The organism is Chelativorans multitrophicus, assembly GCF_011317445.1.
Classification (GTDB): Bacteria; Pseudomonadota; Alphaproteobacteria; order Rhizobiales; family Rhizobiaceae; genus Chelativorans; species Chelativorans multitrophicus.
This window is the reverse complement of record NZ_JAAAPL010000005.1, coordinates 42,795-65,131: the sequence shown is the minus strand read 5'-3', so window position 1 is coordinate 65,131 and position 22,337 is coordinate 42,795. Positions and strand designations below refer to the sequence as shown.

The 22,337-nt window shown below is 60.4% G+C and carries 21 protein-coding genes and 1 pseudogene; 16 read left to right on the top strand and 6 right to left on the bottom strand.

Annotation, left to right across the window (positions count from 1 at the left end):
* Window positions 1-3: 3 nt before the first annotated feature.
* Entirely contained in the window at window positions 4-1,155 is a 1,152-nt protein-coding gene (locus GNP00_RS19875; RefSeq protein WP_011578571.1) for a cell wall hydrolase, read from the bottom strand.
* Between the two features lie 198 nt (window positions 1,156-1,353).
* Between GNP00_RS19875 and GNP00_RS19870 the strand changes: the two genes are divergently transcribed.
* Both GNP00_RS19870 and lnt read left to right on the top strand, forming a co-directional pair.
* Window positions 1,354-2,082, top strand: a complete 729-nt coding sequence (locus GNP00_RS19870) for a cytochrome c biogenesis CcdA family protein (RefSeq protein WP_011578570.1) — start codon at window positions 1,354-1,356, stop codon at window positions 2,080-2,082.
* A 97-nt stretch (window positions 2,083-2,179) separates the two neighbouring features.
* Complete coding sequence (lnt, locus tag GNP00_RS19865; RefSeq protein WP_011578879.1) at window positions 2,180-3,688, top strand: apolipoprotein N-acyltransferase; 1,509 nt, start codon at window positions 2,180-2,182, stop codon at window positions 3,686-3,688.
* Here lnt and GNP00_RS19860 read toward each other — a convergent pair.
* Window positions 3,672-4,274 (bottom strand): transglutaminase-like cysteine peptidase, encoded by a 603-nt coding sequence (locus GNP00_RS19860; protein ID WP_011578878.1) that lies wholly within the window; start codon window positions 4,272-4,274, stop codon window positions 3,672-3,674. The two genes, lnt and GNP00_RS19860, sit on opposite strands and share 17 nt — an antisense overlap.
* 197 nt (window positions 4,275-4,471) lie before the next feature.
* Between GNP00_RS19860 and lspA the strand changes: the two genes are divergently transcribed.
* The gene (gene lspA / locus GNP00_RS19855) at window positions 4,472-4,969 is read left to right on the top strand and encodes a signal peptidase II (protein ID WP_011578877.1); all 498 of its coding nucleotides are present in this window, start codon (window positions 4,472-4,474) and stop codon (window positions 4,967-4,969) included.
* Window positions 4,970-5,061: 92 nt separating this feature from the next.
* Here lspA and GNP00_RS19850 read toward each other — a convergent pair whose 3' ends face one another.
* Both GNP00_RS19850 and GNP00_RS19845 read right to left on the bottom strand, forming a co-directional pair.
* Window positions 5,062-5,868 carry a universal stress protein gene (locus GNP00_RS19850; RefSeq protein ID WP_011578876.1) on the bottom strand — a complete coding sequence of 269 codons (807 nt, stop codon included), beginning with the start codon at window positions 5,866-5,868 and terminating at the stop codon, window positions 5,062-5,064.
* A gap of 10 nt (window positions 5,869-5,878) precedes the next feature.
* Entirely contained in the window at window positions 5,879-6,364 is a 486-nt protein-coding gene (locus tag GNP00_RS19845) for a hypothetical protein (RefSeq protein WP_083764394.1), read from the bottom strand.
* 513 nt (window positions 6,365-6,877) lie between these two features.
* Here GNP00_RS19845 and GNP00_RS19840 point away from each other — a divergent pair.
* From GNP00_RS19840 to GNP00_RS19830, 3 genes and pseudogenes are all read left to right on the top strand, one after another.
* Window positions 6,878-7,312, top strand: coding sequence for a Fur family transcriptional regulator (locus tag GNP00_RS19840; protein ID WP_011578875.1), 435 nt, complete (start codon window positions 6,878-6,880; stop codon window positions 7,310-7,312).
* A 188-nt stretch (window positions 7,313-7,500) separates the two neighbouring features.
* Entirely contained in the window at window positions 7,501-10,002 is a 2,502-nt protein-coding gene (locus tag GNP00_RS19835) for a heavy metal translocating P-type ATPase (protein WP_011578874.1), read from the top strand.
* Between the two features lie 14 nt (window positions 10,003-10,016).
* Window positions 10,017-10,665 (top strand): annotated as a pseudogene (locus GNP00_RS19830) (ZIP family metal transporter); the annotation flags it as partial.
* Window positions 10,666-11,082: 417 nt separating this feature from the next.
* Here the strand turns inward: GNP00_RS19830 and GNP00_RS19825 are convergent.
* The gene (locus GNP00_RS19825) at window positions 11,083-12,006 is read right to left on the bottom strand and encodes a LysR substrate-binding domain-containing protein (RefSeq protein WP_041544199.1); all 924 of its coding nucleotides are present in this window, start codon (window positions 12,004-12,006) and stop codon (window positions 11,083-11,085) included.
* Between the two features lie 86 nt (window positions 12,007-12,092).
* Between GNP00_RS19825 and GNP00_RS19820 the strand changes: the two genes are divergently transcribed.
* From GNP00_RS19820 to GNP00_RS19785, 8 genes are all read left to right on the top strand, one after another.
* On the top strand, window positions 12,093-13,316 hold the full coding sequence (locus GNP00_RS19820) for a trans-sulfuration enzyme family protein (protein WP_166016245.1): 1,224 nt from the start codon (window positions 12,093-12,095) through the stop codon (window positions 13,314-13,316).
* A 5-nt stretch (window positions 13,317-13,321) separates the two neighbouring features.
* Window positions 13,322-14,344 (top strand): transporter substrate-binding domain-containing protein, encoded by a 1,023-nt coding sequence (locus GNP00_RS19815; RefSeq protein WP_011578870.1) that lies wholly within the window; start codon window positions 13,322-13,324, stop codon window positions 14,342-14,344.
* Window positions 14,345-14,397: 53 nt separating this feature from the next.
* Complete coding sequence (locus GNP00_RS19810) at window positions 14,398-15,540, top strand: amino acid ABC transporter permease (protein WP_011578869.1); 1,143 nt, start codon at window positions 14,398-14,400, stop codon at window positions 15,538-15,540.
* A 3-nt stretch (window positions 15,541-15,543) separates the two neighbouring features.
* Window positions 15,544-16,632 carry an amino acid ABC transporter permease gene (locus GNP00_RS19805; RefSeq protein WP_011578868.1) on the top strand — a complete coding sequence of 363 codons (1,089 nt, stop codon included), beginning with the start codon at window positions 15,544-15,546 and terminating at the stop codon, window positions 16,630-16,632.
* Entirely contained in the window at window positions 16,629-17,393 is a 765-nt protein-coding gene (locus GNP00_RS19800) for an amino acid ABC transporter ATP-binding protein (RefSeq protein ID WP_011578867.1), read from the top strand. The genes GNP00_RS19805 and GNP00_RS19800 overlap by 4 nt, the downstream gene beginning before the upstream one ends.
* Window positions 17,394-17,680: 287 nt before the next feature.
* Window positions 17,681-18,085: a MerR family transcriptional regulator gene (locus GNP00_RS19795; RefSeq protein ID WP_011578866.1), complete on the top strand. Its 405-nt coding sequence runs from the start codon at window positions 17,681-17,683 to the stop codon at window positions 18,083-18,085.
* 151 nt (window positions 18,086-18,236) lie between these two features.
* Window positions 18,237-18,731: a hypothetical protein gene (locus GNP00_RS19790; RefSeq protein ID WP_246259405.1), complete on the top strand. Its 495-nt coding sequence runs from the start codon at window positions 18,237-18,239 to the stop codon at window positions 18,729-18,731.
* Window positions 18,728-19,354: a cation diffusion facilitator family transporter gene (locus tag GNP00_RS19785; RefSeq protein WP_011578864.1), complete on the top strand. Its 627-nt coding sequence runs from the start codon at window positions 18,728-18,730 to the stop codon at window positions 19,352-19,354. Before GNP00_RS19790 ends, GNP00_RS19785 begins: the two co-directional genes overlap by 4 nt.
* 21 nt (window positions 19,355-19,375) lie before the next feature.
* Here the strand turns inward: GNP00_RS19785 and mntR are convergent, their stop codons facing one another.
* Complete coding sequence (gene mntR / locus GNP00_RS19780) at window positions 19,376-19,837, bottom strand: manganese-binding transcriptional regulator MntR (RefSeq protein WP_011578863.1); 462 nt, start codon at window positions 19,835-19,837, stop codon at window positions 19,376-19,378.
* A 162-nt stretch (window positions 19,838-19,999) separates the two neighbouring features.
* Here mntR and GNP00_RS19775 point away from each other — a divergent pair, with 162 nt between their 5' ends.
* Window positions 20,000-21,127: a multicopper oxidase domain-containing protein gene (locus GNP00_RS19775; protein ID WP_011578862.1), complete on the top strand. Its 1,128-nt coding sequence runs from the start codon at window positions 20,000-20,002 to the stop codon at window positions 21,125-21,127.
* Window positions 21,124-22,335 (top strand): ZIP family metal transporter, encoded by a 1,212-nt coding sequence (locus GNP00_RS19770; protein ID WP_011578861.1) that lies wholly within the window; start codon window positions 21,124-21,126, stop codon window positions 22,333-22,335. Before GNP00_RS19775 ends, GNP00_RS19770 begins: the two co-directional genes overlap by 4 nt.
* Window positions 22,336-22,337 lie beyond the last annotated feature (2 nt).

The window sequence follows — 22,337 nt, the reverse complement described above, 5'->3', positions numbered from 1 at the left end:
GATCTAACTCCACCCCCCGCCGAATGTGCGGTAAAAAATATGGGAACCGATCTGCGTCATGCGCTCCATGGAGCGAGCCCAACGCGGGCTGACGTAGGTGGCGTTGTAGTGGGTCGATGACGCCACTTCGGATAAGAATATCTTCCCGCCGGTGACTGCCATGGCCACGTCCTTTGCCAGACGATACGCGCGTCGATCTGTAATGACATCCGGAATGCCGTCGCAGGCAAAGGAAAACTGGCATTTGTTGATCCAGCTGTCATTTTGATAAACTACGTTACAGACGCTTGCTGGATATGCAGGGTTGCGCACCCGATTGAGAATGACTTGTGCGACCGCGGCCTGCCCCCTCACCTCCTCGCCCCGAGCCTCGAAATAGATAGCGGTGGCAAGGCACTTTTGCTCGGCTGTCGAGAAGACGGATTCCGGTAGAGGCTGCTTCATCCAATCGTGGTCACCTTCCATAGTGGGCGGAACGAAGCGACCGGCTGTCTCATCGGTGCCGAGCAAAGCCGTGAAGGCATTGGAGGAGGCGTGGAACTCATCCTTTGGGGCGTAAGCCGTGGCCAGGATGTCGGCGCCATCGTTGTTGACCAGGTCGGCCAGCGCCGCCGGGACACCGGCCAGACGGTCGTCTGCTGGGCTATGAAACGTAGACAGGCCCGCCACCATTTCGGGATCTGCCTGTTTTGAAAAGCCCCGCAGAAAGTATGACACGTCGGTCCCCGACGAAAGTAGCCGCGAAGCCAATGCCTGCTCGCCAACCGGGGTCTCCAGGTTTTTCCGATACGCTACGCTGACCAGCCGTGGTTTCTTCGCTTCTTCAACCACCCGCTGGGACGCGGAAGAAACCTCTCGATCCGCCCGCAAATTGACCCGTTGACCGCCGAGCACCAGATCCAGGTTTTCGACATCGCCAGGAATAGCGGCACTGGGCAGCCGGAGCTCCTTCAGATGAGAGCAGGTGTCGGCCTGCTCGACATATACCGCCCAGCGATCCGGCCCGGGAGCGATTCCCAACTCGGATTTGGTGCCCTGGATCCCCGTGGGCGATGCGAAGCCGAACACGAACCAACTTGCGCCGAGAATCGCCAGCACACGCCGATGGCCGTTCGATGATCGTCGCTCGAAAGCGGCTTTCGGTTTGGACCGCAATATCTCATTCTCCGGATGCCCCACGCAGAAGGAGAATCGATTGTTAACCTTGATGGAAAGTTAACACTACTGCGACTGCGCGTCGCAATGTCACGGCAGGCTTATCCAGGCTCCCATTGAACCTCATGTCGCTTGAGCATTTAGACCGACACACAAATGGGGTCGGGGATTGCAGTCGACAGAGAAAGGACGACAGCCTTGGCGATCGATGTCTCAGCCGTCGGACTTCTCACGGCGATTTTGGCGGGTGCCATATCATTCGTTTCCCCATGCGTTCTCCCGCTTGTGCCGGGCTATCTTTCGTTCGTGTCAAGCGGCGTCGATCCTGCGTCCAGGCAGCTTGCCGATCGCATCAGGGTCGTCTGGTCAGCGCTTTTTTTCATAGCCGGGTTCTCCACCGTCTTCGTGATGCTTGGGCTCGGCGCGCAGGCGTTCGGCGGCATTCTCCTGCGGTACAATGTCGAGGCAAATCTCCTTGGTGGGGCGCTGCTGGTCTGTTTCGGCCTTGTGATGACTGGCATGATCAAGATACCGGCGCTGCTTAGAGATTTCAGACTGCCGGGGCCGCAGACCATATCGGGGCCAGCCGGAGCCTATACGCTTGGACTTACATTCGCCTTTGGATGGACGCCGTGCATTGGCCCAGTGCTCGGCTCGATCCTTACCCTTGCGGCGGTGTCCGCAGGAAGCGGTGCTGTCCTCCTCGCAGCCTATAGCGTCGGGTTGGGAATCCCCTTTCTGATAGTTGCGGTCGCCTTCAGCAGCATCGCCGCCGGATTCAAGCGCATGCGGTATGCCGGCCATATCCTCAACGTCCTTGCCGGCGGCATCATGATTGCCATGGGAATATTGATGATGACAGGCCGCCTCACTCTGATCGCATTTTGGCTGCTCGAGCGCTTTCCGGGACTGGGCTACATCGGCTAGCGCGGTGCGGCGCGATCCACGAAGAACGGGGGCCGATTCAATTTCGAGGATCAAGTCGCGCGGAAGGTATCGTCGCTGCGCCCTCGTTGCCGTCACGATGGGCGGCCTGAGCGGCTTGGGGTTCGCACCCTATTTCGTCTTTCCTCTCACGTATTTGGGCCTTGCCGCGTTCGCCTTTCTGACACGTCATAGCCCAAGCGGCTTGCCTGCATTCGTCACCGGATGGGTCTTCGGTTTGGGTCAATTCATCGTTGGCCTGAGCTGGATAGCCGAAAGCTTTGCGGTGGAAGCCGAGAGATTTGGAATGCTGGCTTGGCCCGCGGTGGCTGCTCTTTCGGCATTCCTGGCGCTGTTCCCGGCGTTCGCGGCGATGGCTGCTCGTTGTCTCGGCGGATCGGGACCGGGTGCGCTCATCGTCCTCCCGGCCACGTGGTCCATCGCCGAGATGGCGCGCGGCACCATACTGGCGGGATTCCCCTGGAACCTCATTGGATACGCTTGGGGATACAGCGATGAAGTTCTTCAGGCCATATCGGTCATGGGTATCTATGGCCTCGGGCTTCTGACAGTTCTCCTGGCGATTTTGCCGCTCCTGATCACCGAGAAGTACAAGCTGGGCCGTCGGTCTGCGGCACTCGTTCTGATCCTGGTGCCAACGATCGCTTTCGCCGCTCTATGGACTGGCGGTGCGATGCGCCTGGCCGCGGCCGACATCGGGGAAAATGGACAGCGCGTGCGGATCGTCCAGCCGAACATCCCGCAAAACCAGAAATGGGAGGCCGGCCAAGCGAACGCAATCCTCGACAAACTCCTGGCGCTCAGTACGTCCGGTAAAAGCGATCGGCCACGCTACGTAGTCTGGCCCGAGACGGCGTATCCTGTCTTGTTCGAAGCTGGTCGCAAGATCCATCCAGCCCTCACCGCCAGTGTACCGACCGGAGGCCTGCTTCTCTTCGGAGCGGTCAGGGAAGCTCCTGCGCGTCGCGCTAGTGATCCTGCCCTGTTGAACAGTGTTCTTGCACTCGATGAGAAGGGAGGCGTCGTCGCGGACTACGACAAGGTGCGATTGGTGCCCTTTGGGGAGTTCACCCCTTTCAAGGAGGTCCTCGGCGCCATGAAGATGACCGTCGGCGATATCGACTACATTCCGGGTGAGAGCAGCGCACCGATCCAGCTTGGAGGATTGCCCGCCGCGAGGGTCTTGATCTGCTATGAGGCAATATTTCCACGTTCGGGCGACGACCGAGCAGGATGGATACTGAACATCACGAATGACGCGTGGTTCGGCATCTCCGCGGGACCCCACCAACATTTTCTTGCCGCGCGAGCGAGAGCGCTTGAGGCGGGTCTGCCGCTCATCCGGGCGGCCAACAGCGGTGTCAGCGCGATTGTCGACAGCTATGGTCGGGTGACCGAGATGCTTCCCCTGAACGTCAGCGGGGTCATCGATGGTCCATTGCCCGCATCTTCCGAAACCGTGTTCCGCCGGGCCGGAAACATTCCAGTCGTCGTAGCGATCGCACTGCTAATTGCCGCCGCCGCGGTCACTCGACGCCGCTTCCGAAAAACCAAGGGGTTGCTCGCGCGCCCTAATGAACGGAACTGACCAGCGGCGCGTCACCGTCTCGTATGGAGACCCATCGACCGGTATGATCAATCGCTTGCCGCTTCAAGTAGGTGTATCCGGTTTCATCCCAGTTCAAAACCGTGTCCGTGAGATTATCGAGAACAATGTCCCCAGCATCGGTTCGAACGGTCAGCACTGCATGCCCGTCGCCGTTCGGGCGTCGCAGTACAGTCAGGAGCAGGTTTGATGCTGAAATGCCACCTTCCATCAGAACGCGGCGTTTCGCCAACGCATAGTCCTCGCAGTCGCCCGCATCAACGGGATAGGTCCAGAATTCTTCCTTGCCATACAGCTCGAGGTCGCTTTTCGGCTTTATGGCCTGATTCACGGTGACCGTGAGTTTCTCCAGCCGCCCGAGGAGCTCAGTCGACATCTTCAGCGGTGTCACGTTGCGGGAGCGAATTGAGCATTCTGAAGCGTTGCGCCTGCAGAACTCATAGTGTCCGATCGGTTGCGATGTCAGGCTTCCTGTCATCATCGCTGAGGGATGGGCCCATGCACTGCTGGCACTAAACGTCCAAGCGGCCACCACGCACAAAGCAGCGATCGACTTTCCAGTGGTCACTCCCCGATCCCCCGTCGATTTTAACCGATATTACCAAACCCTTAACGGCTCCTGGGGTCCGCGTCTATTCCGGGCGGGCCACGACTTCGTGAAGTGTCCATGCCCTCAGCTTTCCACAGGAAGCTGCCCGCCGGCGATTGAAGCTCAAGCAGCTAGAGCGACGAAGCTCTCATCCCCGAACGTGACGGAGGATAACCGTGAAGCGATCCACTAATTTAACTCGAGTTCTCCTCGGTCTCGCCTGCGTGGCTTTGGCGTTCTCGATCGACCAACTGTCCAAGTTTGTAATCGTCGAGTTTATCATGCAACCGCCAAGGGAAATTTATATAACTGAATTTCTGAATATTGTTCTTTCTTACAATACAGGAATAAGCTTCGGAATCCTGTCCGGTTATTTTTCCAGCTCTTCCTCTTCGCTGTCATTCCTGACATCGGTCGTTGTCGGATTTCTGTTTGTTTGGATGCTTTATGCAAAGACGAACGGCCATACCATGGCGCTGGGACTGATAACGGGAGGTGCGAGCGGGAATATCTACGACCGAATGCGACAAGGCGCGGTTACTGATTTCATCGACCTTCATTTAGGTGCCTGGCATTGGCCGACATTCAATACTGCTGATATCGCGATTGTGGTTGGAGCGGCAATTTTGATTGCAGATTCTTTCCGCTCCAAGCCCGGGCAACCTGCTGGATGATGCCGTCGCGCACTACGATCCGGATCGAGCGCTTGTTCGATAGCTCACGCCGCACTAATGGTCAGTGATCACATGCAAACACTGACCCAAAGTCAGTGCGCCATGAACCAGCAGATTTCGGTGCTCTTCAACAATTCTGTGGTTACGCCCCCAAAGACGCGTTCGGCGAGTGAACTACGTCCGAAAACGCCAGTCACAATCAGGTCCGATCCCTCCCGACCGGCCTGCTCAAGCAAGCTCGAGCACGCGTCTCCAGGGGTGTTGGGAATGTGCAAATATTGCGCTTTTGCGCCATGGGAACTCAGGTGCGTCGCAACAGCATCGAGCCGTTCGCTCGAAACCTCATCCCCGACGCCGACGACCGAAACACTCTCGGCGCGGACAAGCAGAGGGAGGGCATCATGAACTGCGCGTCGGGCTTGCGCTGTGTCCTTCCAAGCGACCAGAATGCGGGGGAAACGAGCGTTCTCAACCGAGCGCCCGAGGCGCAGCACGGGCACGCCGGAACCAAGGGCGACGTGAGCCGGGTTCGGCAACACACTTTCGTCTTCATCGGATGAATCCGTGATCAGCAAGTCTGCGGTCAGGAGGTGCCCCTGCATTGCAGCGGTAGGTTCGCCAATTCCCGAACACCAGTGGACCTGCTCAGAATCGGCGCCAAAGACCTTGTCGACGATGTTCCGACTAGATGCCAACATGCGTTCCATCAATCGGGTCTGCTCTTCGGCCCAGAAAACGTTCGGAGCCAAGACATCCTTCATCGACGTTTTCGGCCATGCGTAGGAAGCGACGGAGACTCTGGCGTCGAATGCCTTGGCCATCTCGCGTGCGAATTCGAGGGTCCTGGTTAGGTTGCTCCGTGGACATGCATCGACAACGATTTCGCGGAAGTCCGTCACGGTAGAGCTCCTATGGCCTGTTCAAACAATATGCCCATTGTTCTGCGGGCTTGCGTTCCCTATCCTGGGTGGAAGCGCTGTCACCGTTCCGCGCAGTTGCGGACAGCACCGCTTCGGTTATCGAGTTGGGCAACCTTCGGGGCGTCTCGACCAAGCCCAACATAGGCATCGCCACCAAAAAGAAGGCGAAATAAATGACCGTCGAGATCTGCATCAACACGACATATATCGCATCCGCCGGTTTGGCCCCGAGCCATCCCAGGAAAAGAGCGTTTGCGGCAAACAACCAAAAGAACACTTCATACCACGGGCGATAGACTGCGGATCGCACTTTCGATGTGTCGGGCCATGGCACGAAGAAGAGCACCGCGATCGCTCCAAACATTGCCAGGACACCCCCCAACTTAGAGCCGATCGGTCCGATGTCGAACGTCACGGCGCGGAGGATCGCATAGAATGGAAGAAAGTACCATTCCGGGACGATCTTCGCCGGCATCTTAAGAGAGTCGGCCTCAACGTAATTTTCTAGATGGCCTAAGTAGTTCGGTATGCAAAAAACGAAATATGCGACACGAGTAGAAACACTATGGCGGCCTCTGGCCAGCCAGCATTTGCCGACATGCTTCGTGACATAGGTTTTGCGCCGGCAACACGCTCTGCGATGAAGCTTGGTGACAAGGACGCGCCCATGGGAGCGGTCATGATCTTCCCTGTCGAGACCGTGCCTGCCAGCTGAGCGCACGGCGTCGATCTGGAACCAGCGCGGCTGTTCCTTCCGCCGATCGGGCGCAGTTGTCTTTTGCCAGCGGTGGGAAGCACTCCAATGCAGTGAATCGCAAACTGCATCCACATACGCCTGTTCAAGCTCTCAATTGCTTCCTAGCGAGCGAAGCGTTGGCAGACGAGTCTGAACTTGTGCTATTTTGAAACGATCGACATTTCGGGGCTGGGAAACGAGGGGTTTGGGAGCTGGTGTATAGAATGATATCTGGCAGGATTGGCTATTGCGATGCAGATCGATCCGATCGATATTGTCAAGATCTGTAAAGAATGCGGTCTTCGCTTGACAGGCCAGCGGCGCGTGATCGTCGAGATTCTTCAGCAAGCGAAGGACCATCCCGACGCTTTCGAACTTCATCGGCGTGCGACGAAAGTCGACCCACGGATCGCGCTTTCAACGATTTATCGAACACTCAGTCTACTTGAGGAGAAAGGGATCCTTGAGAGGCACATTTTCGGCAGCGGACCTGCTCGCTTCGAGCGCGCCGACGCAGAACACCATGACCATTTCATCGATGTCGTGTCAGGCCGGGTGGTCGAGTTTCGTTCTGATCAGATCGAACAGCTTCAGCAACAAATTGCGCAGGAGCACGGTTTTGAGATCATCAGCCACAGGCTTGAAATCTATGTAAAGCCGGCGAAAGCGCGAAAGCGGAAACCTTAAGAGGCGCCGCGAGGTCGCGACCGGAGCAAATAAGCGTTCGACACTCTCGCAATCTTCAGTATTGGTGGACTACGCGAAGGCCATCTACAAGCAGGTTTCAGTGCTCGGGGCGAAGCCACGACTGCTGTACTGCCGGGGATGTCGTCGGCTGGCCGGATACGGAATATTTTACATGGGAGCATTTCTAGATGACAAGCAAGCTTCGTTTGGACATTCCGGTCCTGCTCCCTGAGATCGACGACGTTGCAGATGCTTGCGTCAAGCGTCTGACCGGTGACCTTGAGGTTCGACCAGGCGTCGAGAGAGTCCACATCGTGGCAGGTGAAGGCGCGGAGCCTGCGAAACTATGTCTCCATTACGACCCGGAGGTCCTGCCGCTGGCCCGGATCCGCGAAATCGCTCGGACGGCCGGAGCGCAGATTACGGCTCGCTTCGGGCATCTGACCTGGAATGTCTCCGGTATCGGTCACGAACGTCGTGCCCGCACCGTCGCTGAAAAGCTGCGGTCTTTGGGCGGAATTCTCGAAGCCGAGGCGAGTGCTGCCGGCATTGTGCATATCGAATTCGATCGCAGCACGATCTCTGAAGAGAATATCGCGTCTTCAATGCGCGACTTGGGCGTCAAGCGGGTGGGCGACGCCTCGCCGGCGTTGGCGGGTAAACAGGATGCACATGCCGGCCATCATCATGGCCCTGGGGAACGACACTCCGCAGGTGATGGACATGATCATTCGCACGGTGAATTCCTTGGGCCCAACACGGAACTGATCTTTGCGCTCACATGCGGTGCGCTGTTGGGGATCGGTTACACGCTCGAGAAGTGCGCGCCAGGCGCGCCAGGGTGGCTGCCCACCGCCTGCTACATCGCGGCCTACTTCTTCGGCGGCTTCTTCACCTTGCGCGAGGCTGTCGACAATCTGCGTCTCAGGCGGTTCGAGATCGATACGCTGATGCTGGTTGCGGCAGCTGGCGCGGCAGCGCTCGGCGCGTTTGCAGAAGGCGCTCTGCTGCTCTTCCTGTTCAGCCTTGGCCATGCGCTTGAACACTACGCCATGGGCCGTGCTAAGCGCGCCATCGAGGCTTTGGCGGAGCTTGCTCCATCGGTCGCGACCGTCAGGCGAGACGGCGAGACGGCAGAAATTCCGGTTGAGGAGCTCGTGCTCGGCGACATCGTCGTTGTACGCCCGAATGAGCGTCTCCCCGCCGACGGGTTCCTCAGCAAGGGCGCGACCAGCGTCAATCAGGCACCGGTGACAGGCGAGAGTATCCCGGTCGACAAGCGTCCGGTTGCCGATGCCGCGGCGGCGCGGGCGCGGCCCGATTCCGTCGATGGCGCTTCGCGCGTCTTTGCCGGCACGATCAATGGCGCGGGTGCGATCGAGATCGAGGTGACGCGAAAATCTACCGAAAGCGCGCTTGCCCAAGTCGTCAAGATGGTGAGCGAAGCGGAAGCGCAGAAGTCGCCGACGCAACGTTTCACCGATAAGTTCGAGCGAATCTTCGTGCCAGCGGTCCTGGTGCTTGCGATCCTGATGCTATTCGGTTGGGTGGTCATAGACGAGCCGTTCCGCGACAGCTTCTATCGGGCGATGGCCGTGCTGGTTGCTGCCAGTCCCTGCGCGCTCGCGATCGCGACGCCAAGCGCCGTCCTGTCAGGTGTCGCTCGTGCGGCACGCGGCGGTGTCTTGGTCAAAGGTGGCGGACCGCTCGAGAACCTGGGCTCGCTGACGGCTATTGCCTTCGACAAGACCGGGACGCTGACGGAGGGCAGGCCGCGCATCACCGACATCGTCACAGCCGAAGGCCTGGACGAAGAGGAACTGCTGACCGTGGCGATCGCTGTCGAGAGCCTGAGTGATCATCCTCTCGCCGAGGCTATCGTGCGCGACGGCAGAGAGAAGCTGGGCGGCCGGGCGATCGCTGCAGCATCCGATCTGAAAAGCCTCACAGGCAAGGGCGTGACGGCGACGCTCGACGGTCAGACCGTCTGGATCGGCAAGGCCGAGATGTTCGGAAGCGAGGGTGTTCCGGCGCTGAGCCCGGCGATGATGGAAGCCGTGGCGCGGCTGCGCGACGGCGGCCGCACCACGATGGTCGTCCGCCGGGGCGATCGCGATCTCGGCGTGATCGGATTGATGGACACGCCCCGCGGCGCCGCACGCGGCGCTCTGGCTAAGTTGCACGAGATCGGCATCACGCGCATGATCATGATCTCGGGCGACAATCAGAAGGTCGCTGACGCAATCGCGAAGGACGTCGGGCTCGACGAGGCCTGGGGCGATCTGATGCCCGAGGACAAGGTGGAGGCAATTAAGAAACTGCGGTCCGAAGGCAAGGTTGCCATGGTCGGCGACGGAGTCAACGACGCACCGGCGATGGCGAGCGCTACGGTCGGCATTGCGATGGGCGCGGCCGGCTCCGATGTGGCGCTGGAGACGGCCGATGTGGCGCTGATGGCCGACGACTTGTCGCACTTGCCCTTCGCAGTAGGGCTCAGCCGCCAGACCCGCTCGATCATCCTCCAGAACGTCGTCGTCAGCCTCGGCATCGTCGCCGTGCTCGTACCAGCGACGATTTTCGGATTGAGCATTGGCGCGGCAGTCGCAGTGCATGAAGGCTCAACCCTTCTCGTGGTTTTCAACGCCTTGCGGCTGCTCGCTTATCGTGAGCCCTATCGAGCGGCGGCTTAGAGCAGAAGACCAGCTTTCGCCACGGCGCGCCGCCGGTCGAGAAACCTGACTTTCGAGCGGACGATCCTCGGCCCGGACGGAATCCGGCTCCTGGTGCGGGCCGGCGGGTCGGAGCCTATGACCATCGCGCAGGTTTAGGTCGACGATGCCTACTGGCAGTTCACGCAGGAGCCCCCCGGACCGATCGCGCGCCTGGATCGAGCTCATACTCATGGGTACTCGGCGAAGCGCATGCCGTGAGATTCGTCACAAACACCGGGATGACTGTCGATCATGCGATCGAAGTAGCAGTTCCCCGCGCCCTCCCGGTACAACATTAGCATAACGACACAAGCAGTTGGAGCGTTCGTCTGCATTCTGCCGGTAGCGGTTGGCCTCATGTTCTCTCCGGCGCTTAGGGGAGTTGGCCAAGCCGGTATGGACTTCCTGCTTTCGCTGACCGTGAGATTGCTCGCCTTCCTTCTGGTGGACGCCTTTGCTGAAGCGCTCGAGTTGGCAGCGGAGGCTGCTGCCCTCTTCCAAGGGCAGACCATGGTCGTGCTGGCCGCCACTGCGAGCTTCTTGCTGCTGATGGCAGTCGGCCTCCGTGGAGGAACACCGACTGGGCTGGCGCTCGCGACCTTTATTGCGCTTGGAATCGGACTTCACAATCTTGACGAAGGCCGGGATTCCATTGTGCGCCGCATGGCAGAGCTTCAGGTCGAGGACCTAGGATCGTCAGTGGATGTGCTCTGGATCAAGCTGTCGCGCCACGACGACGATCCGGCGCAGCAGATGAGCCATGCCGGCCCCGGCCCGAGAACATCCGCGAATGAGCGACGGGATGCGCGTGCTGATTATCAGGCACTTGCTTTACCGGCTCGTCCGAACGCCCAACAGCGGCATGACCTGCATGTAGATCAGCGAGACGAAGAGTTCGACACACGATGACCGCCGGAAGGAGAGGAATTGCGCCCGGAACCGCGAAGGCAAGTGGCAGCGCCGGAATCTCGTACGCGACTTTCGAGCCTGCTGCCGAACCGTTTGCGCTTTCCACGCGGTGTCGTTGTCGTGGCTCACGCGCTGACGATATATCCTGGACTAGTCACCAGTCCTGGCAGGTGCGGTCATGATACTGAATTGATTTCGTATGTCATGAAGCGCCGCAACAAGGGCTTGTGTTTGGGCGGACTTCAATCGCTCCTTTGCTGTGAGGACCAGAGCCTTGAATGCAATCTTGGGATGGAAAGGGCGAGCGACCAAGCCACGCTGTTCGAATTTGCTGGCCCTGAACGTCATGGAGTTGGCAATTCCAACACCGACGCCTTCGAGCGCCAGATTGCAGACCACCTCTGAGTATTGCGTCTCGACCACAGTGCGCGCCTGCATGCCCGCTTCTTCGAAGATGCGCTCGATCCGCCTACGAACGGTGTCATCCGGTGAAAGGGCAATGAACGGTTCTCCGGCGAGGTCACTGGGCGAAACAGTTTCGTGGCTGGACAAGCGGTGGCCTACCGGCATGACGCACACGGCGGGTGCGGACATGAAGGGCTGTGTGGAGACGCGCGACACGTCGATTTCGTCGGCAGCCAGCCCAACATCCGCCTGACCGGAGGCGACCATGTCGCGCACGGCGTTTGAACCTGCGATCAGGAGGGTCACATGTCCCGAACGGTCCCTGGTTCGATATCGCTGGATCGCCTTGGGTGCGAAGGACAGACCGAGCGCGGGATAGCAGGCCAGCCGAAGCCCCCCGGCGCCGAATTCACGTATCATCGCGGCGCGGGCGCGTATTTGATCGAGGCCAACAAAGGCGCGCTGTACCTCCTCGTGTAGGCTCAATGCCTCAGGCGTCGGCACGAGACGTCCGCCAACCTGTCGGAACAACGTCAGCCTTGTGGATCTCGCGAGGCGGCCAATGGCCCGACTGACCGCCGGCTGGCTGATGCCCAGGAAGTCGGCAGCCCGGTTTGTGCTCCCCATCCGCATAACGGCATCGAAGGCCTCAAGCTCTCCAAGATGCATAATAACACCAGCGCATAATGTACATATCACGGCAGCATTATCGCACATAGGTTCACTGGGCTACACCTCTAGGCAGGAGATTGGCCTTGAAATCAGAAACCAGATTACTGCGTGCCGAGCCAGCGAGCGACGAGGGCTTCGCCAGCCTTGCTGTTCCGGTGACGCGGGCTTCGACCATCGTCTTTCCCTCGTCCGATGCCTTCGAGAGCCGCTACGAGCACTTCTACGACGGCTACACCTACGGACTCTACGGCACGCCGACCAGCCGCACATTAGAGGCGCGCATTTCCGAATTGTACGCGGCAGACCATTGCCTGTGCCTGCCATCAGGGCAGTCCGCGACGGTGCTCGCCCTCAGTGCGCTCTTGAAAGCTGGCGACCGCGTGCTGGTGACGACCTCCGCCTACGGGTCCACTCGCACATTCTGCACGGAAATGCTCGCGGCCTTCGGTGTCGAGGTGGCGCTCTACGATCCCGGCGTCGCATCCGGTATCGGTGCATTCTTGGACGACCGTACCCGGATGGTTGTGGTCGAGTCCCCCGGCTCGAACACGATGGAGATCCAGGACATTCCCGCCATCGCGCATGCGGCGCACGCATGGGGGGGGTGTGTGCTTGCCGACAACACATGGGCATCGGCGCTGTGCTGCAATCCGCTCGACCTTGGTGCTGATATCGCCATGGAGGCGTTGTCCAAGCACGCCGGTGGTCATGCGGACGTGCTCCTCGGCGCTCTCGTGACCCGCGATGAGGCACTCTTCCGTCGAATGAAGGACGTCAGTCGCCTCATGGGGCTGGGCGTATCTGCCGACGATGCGAGCCTGGCCTTGCGCGGCCTTCAGACGATGCCTCTCCGGATCGAGCGCGAGGGTGCCTCGGCGCTGACCCTAGCGCAGTGGCTCATCGCACGTCCAGAAATCGCGCGGGTGCTGCATCCAGCCCTTCAGGGCGATCCCGGGCATCATCTCTGGAAACGAGATTTCCGCGGAGCGAGCGGGCTCTTCTCCATCGAACTGGCGCCGCCCTATCAGGAATACACGTCCGCATTCGTGGACGCTCTGCGGATTTTCCGCATCGGAGCGAGTTGGGGCAGCACCCACAGCATTGTCACACCCCAGGTCCCGTTCAACACGATCGGCGGACCTGCCTCCATACCGAGGAAACTCATCCGCTTCTCGATCGGCCTCGAGCCCGTCGAGGATCTGCAGGCGGACATCGAAGCGGCTCTGGCGGTCTTGTCCGCCAGTACCACGCACAGCGTGCGCAAACATGTCGTTGAACAGAGGGAACTACAGAAAGAGGAGCGATGACGCAGATGAAACGAGTAACTCAGTTTGCCGCCGCCGCGGCAATGGTCTTGATCGGGGCCGGGTCGGTGAACGCGCAATCCATCACGGACAAAGTCCGTCAGCGCGGATATGTCAGCTGCGGCGCCAGTCAGGGGGTGCCAGGGCTTTCCCGTCCCGACGACAAGGGAGTGTGGACCGGGTTCGACGTCGACAGCTGCCGCGCCGTCGCTGCTGCCTTCTTCGGCGACAGCCAGAAGGCCCAGTTCGTGCCGCTGAACGCAGCCCAGCGGATTCCGGCCGTCCAGACCGGCGAAGTCGACGTGCTGGCTCGCACCACGACCTGGACGTATACCCGCGACGTGGCAGTCCGTTTCGTCGCTATCAATCTGGTTGACGGTGACGCGATCATGCTGCGCAAGTCTTTGAACGTCGGGGCCGCAGCCGATCTCGAGGGGCTGACCATCTGCCTTCAGGGCGGCGGCAGCCTCGTGGAAAATGCGCTCGACCTGATCGAGCAGCAAAATCAGGTAAAGGTCGAACGCGTCTACTTCGACTCGACGATCCTCGCGCGCGACGCCTATTTCGGAGGGCGGTGTGACGGCTACATGAGCGACGGTTTCGCGATCGCCGGGCAGAGGGCAGCGGTCGCGAGCAATCCTGACGAGCATGCGATCTTCCAGAGTGGAGCGACGACGGAACCGCTCGCTTTGGCTATACCTCGCGGCGACGACCGCTGGTTCGACATCGTCCGCTACGCTTTCAACGCCATGGTGTGGGCGGAAGATCGCGGCATCACATCCAAGAATGTCGATGAAATCGCCGCAAGTGCAACGGACGGCGAAACCCGCAAGGCTCTTGGCGTGGAACCGGGTATCGGCGAGCCTCTCAAGCTCGACGACAAATGGATCTACAACGTGATCAAGCAAGTCGGCAACTATGGCGAGGTGTTCGCGCGCAATCTGGGCGAGGAGAGCCCCTTGAAGGCCGAACGCCGTCTCAACGCGCTTCCGCGCGACGGCGGAATATTGTTCCCCATCCCGTTCAAGTAGCCGTGGACGCCGTCCGGCGAAGGCCGGGCGGCCATGGGGGCAAGGAGGCAGAGATGCTGCAGGATGCTCGATTTCGGGCGATTATGGCTCAGGCCGCTCTTCTGGCAGGCGTCGCCGCTCTCGGGTTCGTGCTTCTCACGGCCACGGCACGAAACCTCGAGCTTCGCGGAATTCCTCTCGGTTTCGGGTTTCTCTGGCGGCCAGCAAACTTCCAAATCGCCGAAACGATCCTGCCGTATTCGTCTTCCGATCCGAACTGGTGGGCCGCGGTCGTCGGCCTGTCAAACAGCCTTTTCATCTCCGTCCTTGTCATACTGCTGGCCAGCGTGATCGGCCTGTTCATTGGTATTGGCCGCCTGAGCAGCAATCCGCTGGTGAGCGGTCTGTGCCGTGTCTGGGTGGAGGTGGCCCGAAACACGCCGTTGGTCGTCCTGCTGATCTTCAACTACGCGCTTTGGTGGGAGGTCGTGCCGCTCGCCACCCAGGCATGGAAGCTCGCGCCCGGTACGCACATCTCGGTGCGAGGCCTCTCGATGCCAGCTCTCACCTGGTCGGCTTCGGTGCTTGCACCAGCAGCGTTCCTTGCAACGAGTGCCGCAATTCTCGTGGTGGCTTCCTATGCGGCGCGGCAGCGCCAGGTCGAGACAGGCAGGCGACCGGCCTATGTGAGTGCGGCGTGGCTGTTTACCGCGCTCGGGGCCAGCATCTTTCTGCTCGCCTACCGCGACGCCGTTTCTCTGGACATCCCGGAATTCCGCCGAGCGAACTTTTCGGGCGGCTGGTCACTGACGCCGGAACTGACCACGATCCTGATCGGCCTCACTTTTTACACCGCCGGCTTTATCGGTGAGATCGTGCGAGGCGGAATTCTGGCTGTTCGCAAGGGGCAGTGGGAGGCGGCGACCGCGCTGGGACTGTCGCGAGGTCAGACCTACCGGCTCGTGGTCGTGCCGCTGGCTTTGCGAAGTATCGTTCCGCCACTGAACAGCCAGTACATAAACGTGGTCAAGAATTCCACTCTGGCAATCGTCGTCGGCTACCAGGATTTCATGACGGTCGTCAGCACCATGATCAACAAGACCAGCCATGCGATCGAAGGCGTGGCAATCATCCTCGGGGTCTTTCTAGCCGTAAACCTGGCATTGTCCGCGCTGCTCAACGCCTACAATCGCCGCATTGCCATCATGGAGCGCTGAGACATGGCCGACACAGCGTCCAATACGATCGCGCGTACCGCCGGGCCTGACATGCGCTCACTGCTTCGTCGGCTCGCGCCGTTCTTCGGCACGCCGCTCAATGCCGCCCTGACAGTCGTCCTGCTTTGGCTGATGGCCCGGTTCGGGTGGCTACTGCTGGACTGGGCAGTCCTCAAGGCCGCCATTTTCCCTGCCGAACCGGAAACATGCGTGGGCAAGACCGGAGCCTGCTGGAGCTTCGTGATCGCCAAGTCCGGCCAGATCCTGTTCGGCATCTATCCGCCGACGGAGCGATGGCGCGCCGGGCTGGTATGCGTCCTCATCATCACGACGCTCGTCGCATCGGCACGGCCTTCCGCATGGCGGCCCAGCCTGGGACTCGTCTGGGTCGCCATGATGGTGGTGGTCCTGTGGCTGATGGGTGGCGGCTTCGGGTTGGCCGCTGTGCCCACAAGCTCATGGGGCGGATTGCCGGTGACGCTGATCCTCACGGTCTTTGCCATTGGACTCGGCTTTCCGGCCGCCATCCTGCTCGCGCTGGGCCGCAGGTCGAACCTGCCGGTCGTCCGCACCCTGAGTGTGCTCTTCATTGAGACTATACGTGGGCTGCCACTGCTCAGTCTGCTTCTCGTGGCGTCCATCCTGCTGCCGCTGTTCCTGCCGGAGGCGCTCCTCCCGGACAAGTTCGTGCGCGCGTTAATTGCGTTGACCATCTTTGCCGCCGCCTACCTCGCGGAGGTTCTACGCGGCGGCCTGCAGTCAATCCCGAGCGGCCAGTCGGAAGCGGCCGAGGCCCTCGGCTTAGGCTACTGGAAGACGCAAAGGCTGATCATCTTGCCTCAGGCGATCCGGATCGTCATACCGGCGCTGACCAACACGATCATCGTGATGATCAAGAACACAAGTCTCGTGCTGGTGGTCGGCCTGTTCGACCTGATCAGCTCAGGCAAGGCGGCACTCTCCGACCCTGCATGGCCGGCGCCTTCCACCGAAACCTTTCTCTTTATCGGCTTGATCTACTTCGCGCTCGCCTTTTCGTTCGCGCGATTTGCAGATTTCCTTGAACGCAGCGGCGCGGAGAAGCGTGGATGAAGAATGTTGAGAGGCAGACGGATCGCGGCGCGGCGATCAAGATCGAAAATCTCGGCAAGTCCTTCGGCGATTTCCAGGCGCTTCGGAATGTGACGCTGACGGTCGCCCAAGGCGAAAGGATCGTCATCTGCGGCCCGTCGGGTTCGGGCAAATCCACGCTCATAAGAACGATAAACCGGCTGGAACAGCACCAGACCGGCCGGATCGTGGTGGAAGGCACCGAGTTGACGAACGACCTCAAGGGGATCGAGAAGATCCGCTCGGAGGTCGGCATGGTGTTTCAGCATTTCAACCTCTTTCCTCACCTGACGGTCCTCGAGAACTGTACGCTTGCACCCATCTGGGTGCGGAAGCTGCCTCGGGAGGAAGCCAAGGAGACCGCCATGCATTTCCTGCGCAAGGTCCGCATACCCGAACAGGCAGGCAAATATCCGGGGCAGCTTTCAGGCGGCCAGCAGCAACGCGTCGCTATCGCGCGGGCCTTGTGCATGAGGCCGCGGATCATGCTGTTCGATGAGCCGACGTCCGCGCTCGATCCCGAGATGATCAAGGAAGTGCTCGACACCATAATCGGACTGGCGAACGAGGGCATGACAATGGTGTGCGTGACGCATGAGATGGGCTTCGCACAGGCAGTCGCCGATCGTGTGGTGTTCATGGACGGAGGCCAGATCGTCGAGGAGAACGTACCGGCCGCTTTCTTCTCATCACCTCGCAACGAACGGACGAAGCTGTTTCTCAGCCAGATACTTGGGCAGTGACCGCAGTTCCCGAATTCAAGTCGGTGTGACGATCAGCGTCGTGGCTTTCGCTGCGGGATGTCGAGCGAACTGCAAACGTCGCTCGGCGCCGTGGGCTATCTGGACGACAGCTCCTTGTCTTGAAGAAGCCAAGGGACTCGATGCACATTCTAGCACGAAGCTGGAGTTTCCTGTGAAATGTACCTACTTCATCGCCAAGGCCATGGCAACTTTATCGCGTCAGCTCTGATCATCTGCGCCGGTCTCCCATCCTATGCTTTAGTCGCCAGAGGATCGGAGTATCGATCATGCTCACGATTGGAGATTTGTCCCGCGTGAAGGTGCCGACCATCCGCTATTATGAACACATGGGTTTGATGGCGCCCGCGGAGCGATCCGAAGGCAACCAGCGACGCTACAGCCGCGAGGAGCGCGACCGTCTGTCGTTTATCAAGCATGCTCGCGATCTCGGCCTCACGATCGAATCTATCCGGGAGCTTCTGGAACTCAGCATCCATCCTGATCGCCCCTGCGAACAAGCCAACCGGATCGCGGCGGAGCAGTTCCAGGCAGTTCGCGAGAAAATCGAAAAACTGAAGCGTCTCGAACAGGAACTCGAACGCATCTCGAGCCATTGTATGGGCGAGAATGCCCGCAATTGTTACGTGATCCGCGCGCTCGCCAATCACGACCTCTGCGAAAGCGAGCACTGAGCGAAGCTTCGCCACCCCCCACGAGGATCAGACTGTCGAAGCGCTTGTCTCTCGCGAAGGGAAGGACATGGACCGAACGAACCATAGATCCTCCAACGTCGTTGCCTTGGCGGCGGTGTTCACTGCGGCAGTAGTCGCCTTGGGGTACGTTTTGCTCGGCTTTATTCCGATGGCGTTGTTTGCACTCGGCTTCCTAGGCGGGCTGCTCTTATGGATCTTTATCCCCGCGGAAGTCCCCTTCGCTGCCATTCGAGTTCCTTACTTCCTTTGTCTGGCCCTGTTCGTTCTGCACAAGCTCGAGGAGCGCTATCTCGATTTCTTTCCCGCGCTGTCACGGCTGACCGGGGTTCCCGTGCCGGTAGAAGGATCGCCGCTGGCCATACTGCTTTACGCCTTTGCAGGCATGTGGCTGCTGATCCCGTGGCTGGTAGGACGCGAGCACGCCTTTGGCTACTTCCTCGCCTGGACGTTTTTCGCTTCCATGGGAATCACCGAGCTCGTACACTTCGTCTTTCCGTTTTTCACCGGTGGCCCGTACGGGTACTTTCCCGGCATGGCAAGCGTCCTGCCGCTCGCCCCGATCGCCTGGTGGGGCATGTGGCGGCTCGCGTTTGGGCGCGATTTCATGCGAGACCGGGCAGCATGACTGGATATGCCGATCCAGACACGCACCAACAGCGCCGCACGCTTTGGATCGTGCTCGGTCTCAATGTCGGTCTGGTGGCGGCTTTCGGAATCGGCGGACTTCTCGCCGATTCGAACGCGCTGATAGCGAACGCTCTCGACAACGCCTCCGACAGCCTCGTCTACATTCTCAGCCTGTTGGCGCTCGGTCGGGGCGAAGCGTGGAAGCACGGCGCGGCCCGGGTGTCGGGCGTGATGCTGCTGCTATTCGCGTTGGCGGTGATTGCCGATGCCGTTCGGCGATTTCTCACGGGCAGCGAGCCTCTCGGACCCACGATGATTGGGATGGCGGTTGTCGGGGCGGCGGTGAATGCCCTCTGTGTCTGGTTGCTGAACCGCGCGAAAGGCGACGTCAATGTCAGGGCGGCGCGGACCTTTAGCTATAATGACTTCGTGTCGAACGCGGGCATCATCCTCGCAGGAGGCCTGGTGCTTTGGACCGGACGTGCCTGGCCCGACCTCCTGGTGGGCGTCGCAGTCGCAGCCATCGCGGTTAAGGGAGGCATCGAGATTCTGCGCGATGTGGCGCGCGAGGTGCGCGAGGAAGCCAATAAACCGTCCCGGTCAGGCCCAATCGGCCTTTGACGAACTCCTGCCGGGTTTGAGTCAGCTTCGCGCTCCGAGAAATCGCCGGAAGGCGTCGAGAGTTTCGGAGCTGACGTGGTGCTCGATCCCTTCGGCATCGATGCGCGCGGTTTCAGGGCTGATGCCAAGTGCGCAAAGGAACGATTCGACCACCTGGTGGCGTTCCCGGCTGACGCGAGCCAATTCCTTGCCAGCCTCCGTCAGGAACGCTCCACGGTAACGCCGCCGCTGGATAAAGCCGTCAGCGGCCAGACGCTTCAACATCTTTGCCACCGTCGGCTGCGCGACGCCCAAGCGATGGGCGATGTCCACCTGGCGGGCCTCGCCGCCATGGTCGATCAGATCTGCGATCAGCTCGACATAGTCTTCGACCAGCTCCAACCGTCGATTGCTCCTTGTCTGCCTAAAGCTCTCGACGTGCGTTGCAGCGTCCACGAGCACGCCAGCCCCATCTTCCTTTGGCGCATTTTCGTCCATCGCCATCCAGTTCCTCACAACGCTCAGAAAGCATTATAGCCTCGGCTATGGATTATCCAAGCGAGAATACGGGAGTGGCTCCGCTCGCGATCATTGAAATAGCATTTGCTATAATTCAGATGTTGTGCTTTCCTTTTTTGCAGTCGCTATCATCCAAGCGGAGCAAACATGAAGCGCTGGCTGCCCTTCGATCGCGGACGTCGAGGATTTCTCGGTGCCGGGCTACTTGCCGCGAGCGGGGCAGCGCTCAGCGCCCGCTCTGCTTTAGGACAGTCGGCGCATCCAGCGGGCCACGGTTCCGCCACTGCGGCGGCAACCGCCGACAGCGTGCCGGCCCACCGAGCGGCGCACGGCTCTATGATTACCGTTGGTGAGGTCGATGACGCCCGGAACGGTTTCGACCCCACCACCATGCTGACCGACTGGGAAAGCGGAACGCTCTCCACGCTGCCTGACGGAAGGCGGCTGCGGACCTTCGAAGTCATCGCCGAGGACAAGGAAATTGAGATCGCTCCGGGCGTAATGTTCCCGGCCTGGACGTTCAACGGCCGCGTTCCGGGGCCGGCGTTGAGGGCGGTGGAAGGAGAGCGCCTCCGCATCGTTTTCCGCAATAACGGATCGCATCCGCACTCCATGCACTTCCACGGAATTCACGCGGCGCGCATGGATGGCGTTCCCGGTGCGGGGCTGATCGGTCCCGGCGAGGAATTCGTCTACGAGTTCGACGCCAAGCCTTTCGGTTGTCACCTCTACCATTGCCATGCGCTGCCGCTGGCACGCCACATCCATAAGGGGATGTACGGCCTGTTCGTCGTCGACCCCGATCCGGAGCGGCATCCGGAGTTCGCCGACGTCGCCCGTTCGCGACTACTGGGCACTCAGGAGAACTCCCGCTGGCAGGAACTGGCAATGGTCATGAACGCCTTCGACACGACATTCGACGGCGAGAACGAGTTCTATGCCTGCAACACGATCGCGCATTGCTATGCAAAGAAACCGATCCGGATTGAAAAGTCCCGGCCAGTGCGCGTCTTCCTCGTGAATGTCACGGAATTCGACCCGATCAACTCCTTCCACCTGCACGCCAACTTTTTTGACTATTACGACCAGGGAACCACGCTCACGCCCACGCTGAAGACGGTCGACGTCATCATGCAGTGCCAGGCGCAGCGGGGCATCCTTGAGTTCACCTTCGCTGACCACGAGCCTGGGCTCTACATGTTCCACGCACACCAGTCCGAGTTCACGGAACTCGGGTGGATGGGAATGTTCGACGTTGTTGAGGCCGTGTCATGAACGAGCGCCTCCAGACGCGTCAGATCGAGACTGGCGCCGTACCGCAGAAGTCTACACGCCGGCTCGCCGTCATATGGCTGGCCTTGCCGATAGCTGTGCTGGCAGCCGCGATCTGGTGGCTCGTTGCCACCAATCCGCTCGCTCGCTTCGACAACGGCGCACCGCCTGTCGAATCCTTGACGATCGAGCGCACGATCCTTGACAACAGTGGGCTGCGGCTTCTGGTCCGCGCCGGCGGCTCGGAGCCGATGACGATCGCGCAAGTCCAGGTCGACGCGGCCTATTGGGAATTCGTCCAGGATCCTCCGGGGGCCATCGCTCACGGCGACACGGCCTGGGTGAGCGTCCCATTTCCGTGGGTAGTCGGAGAGGCGCATCTCGTCACGTTCGTGACGAACACCGGTGCAACCTTCGGACATTCGATCCCCGTCGCGGTGGCGACCCCGACCGTGACCTCCGGCAACCTCGTCTCACAAGCGATCCTTGGGGCTTTTGTCGGAATCCTGCCCGTTGTCGTCGGCTTGATGTTCTACCCCGCGCTTCGTGGTGCAGGACCCGCCACGATGGATTTTCTGCTCGCGATGACAGTCGGCCTGCTCGGATTCCTTGCGGTCGACACGTTGGAGGATTCCTTCGAGTTCGCCTCGCAGGCGGCGGCCATCTTCCAGGGCAGCGCGATGGTCGTATTGACGGCGGCCGCAAGCTTCCTGCTCCTGATGGCCGTTTCGAGACGACAGGGCCGCCCGACCGGTGTTGCACTTGCCGCTTACATCGCACTCGGCATCGGCTTGCATAATCTGGGAGAAGGATTGGCGATTGGCGCCGCCTTCGCTGCCGGAGCGGCCGGGCTGGGAACGTTTCTGGTCATCGGATTCACCCTTCATAACATAACGGAGGGCATCGGGATCGCAGCGCCCATGCTTAAGGCGAAGCCGTCACTTTTGACTTTCGCCGCCTTGGCATTGCTCGCCGGTGGACCGGCCGTCGTCGGCATTTGGCTGGGCAGCCTCGCCTACGCGCCGCACTGGTCGGCGCTCGCACTTGCGATCGGCGCAGGCGCAATCCTCCAGGTCATTGTCGAGGTGAGCATGCTTCTCATGCGCAGCAACGGAAGTGGACCGGCGGCGCTCGGAACCGCGCCGGTTCTTGCCGGGCTCGCAATCGGCGTCGGCTTCATGTACGTCACCGCGATGTTGGTGAAAGTCTGAGG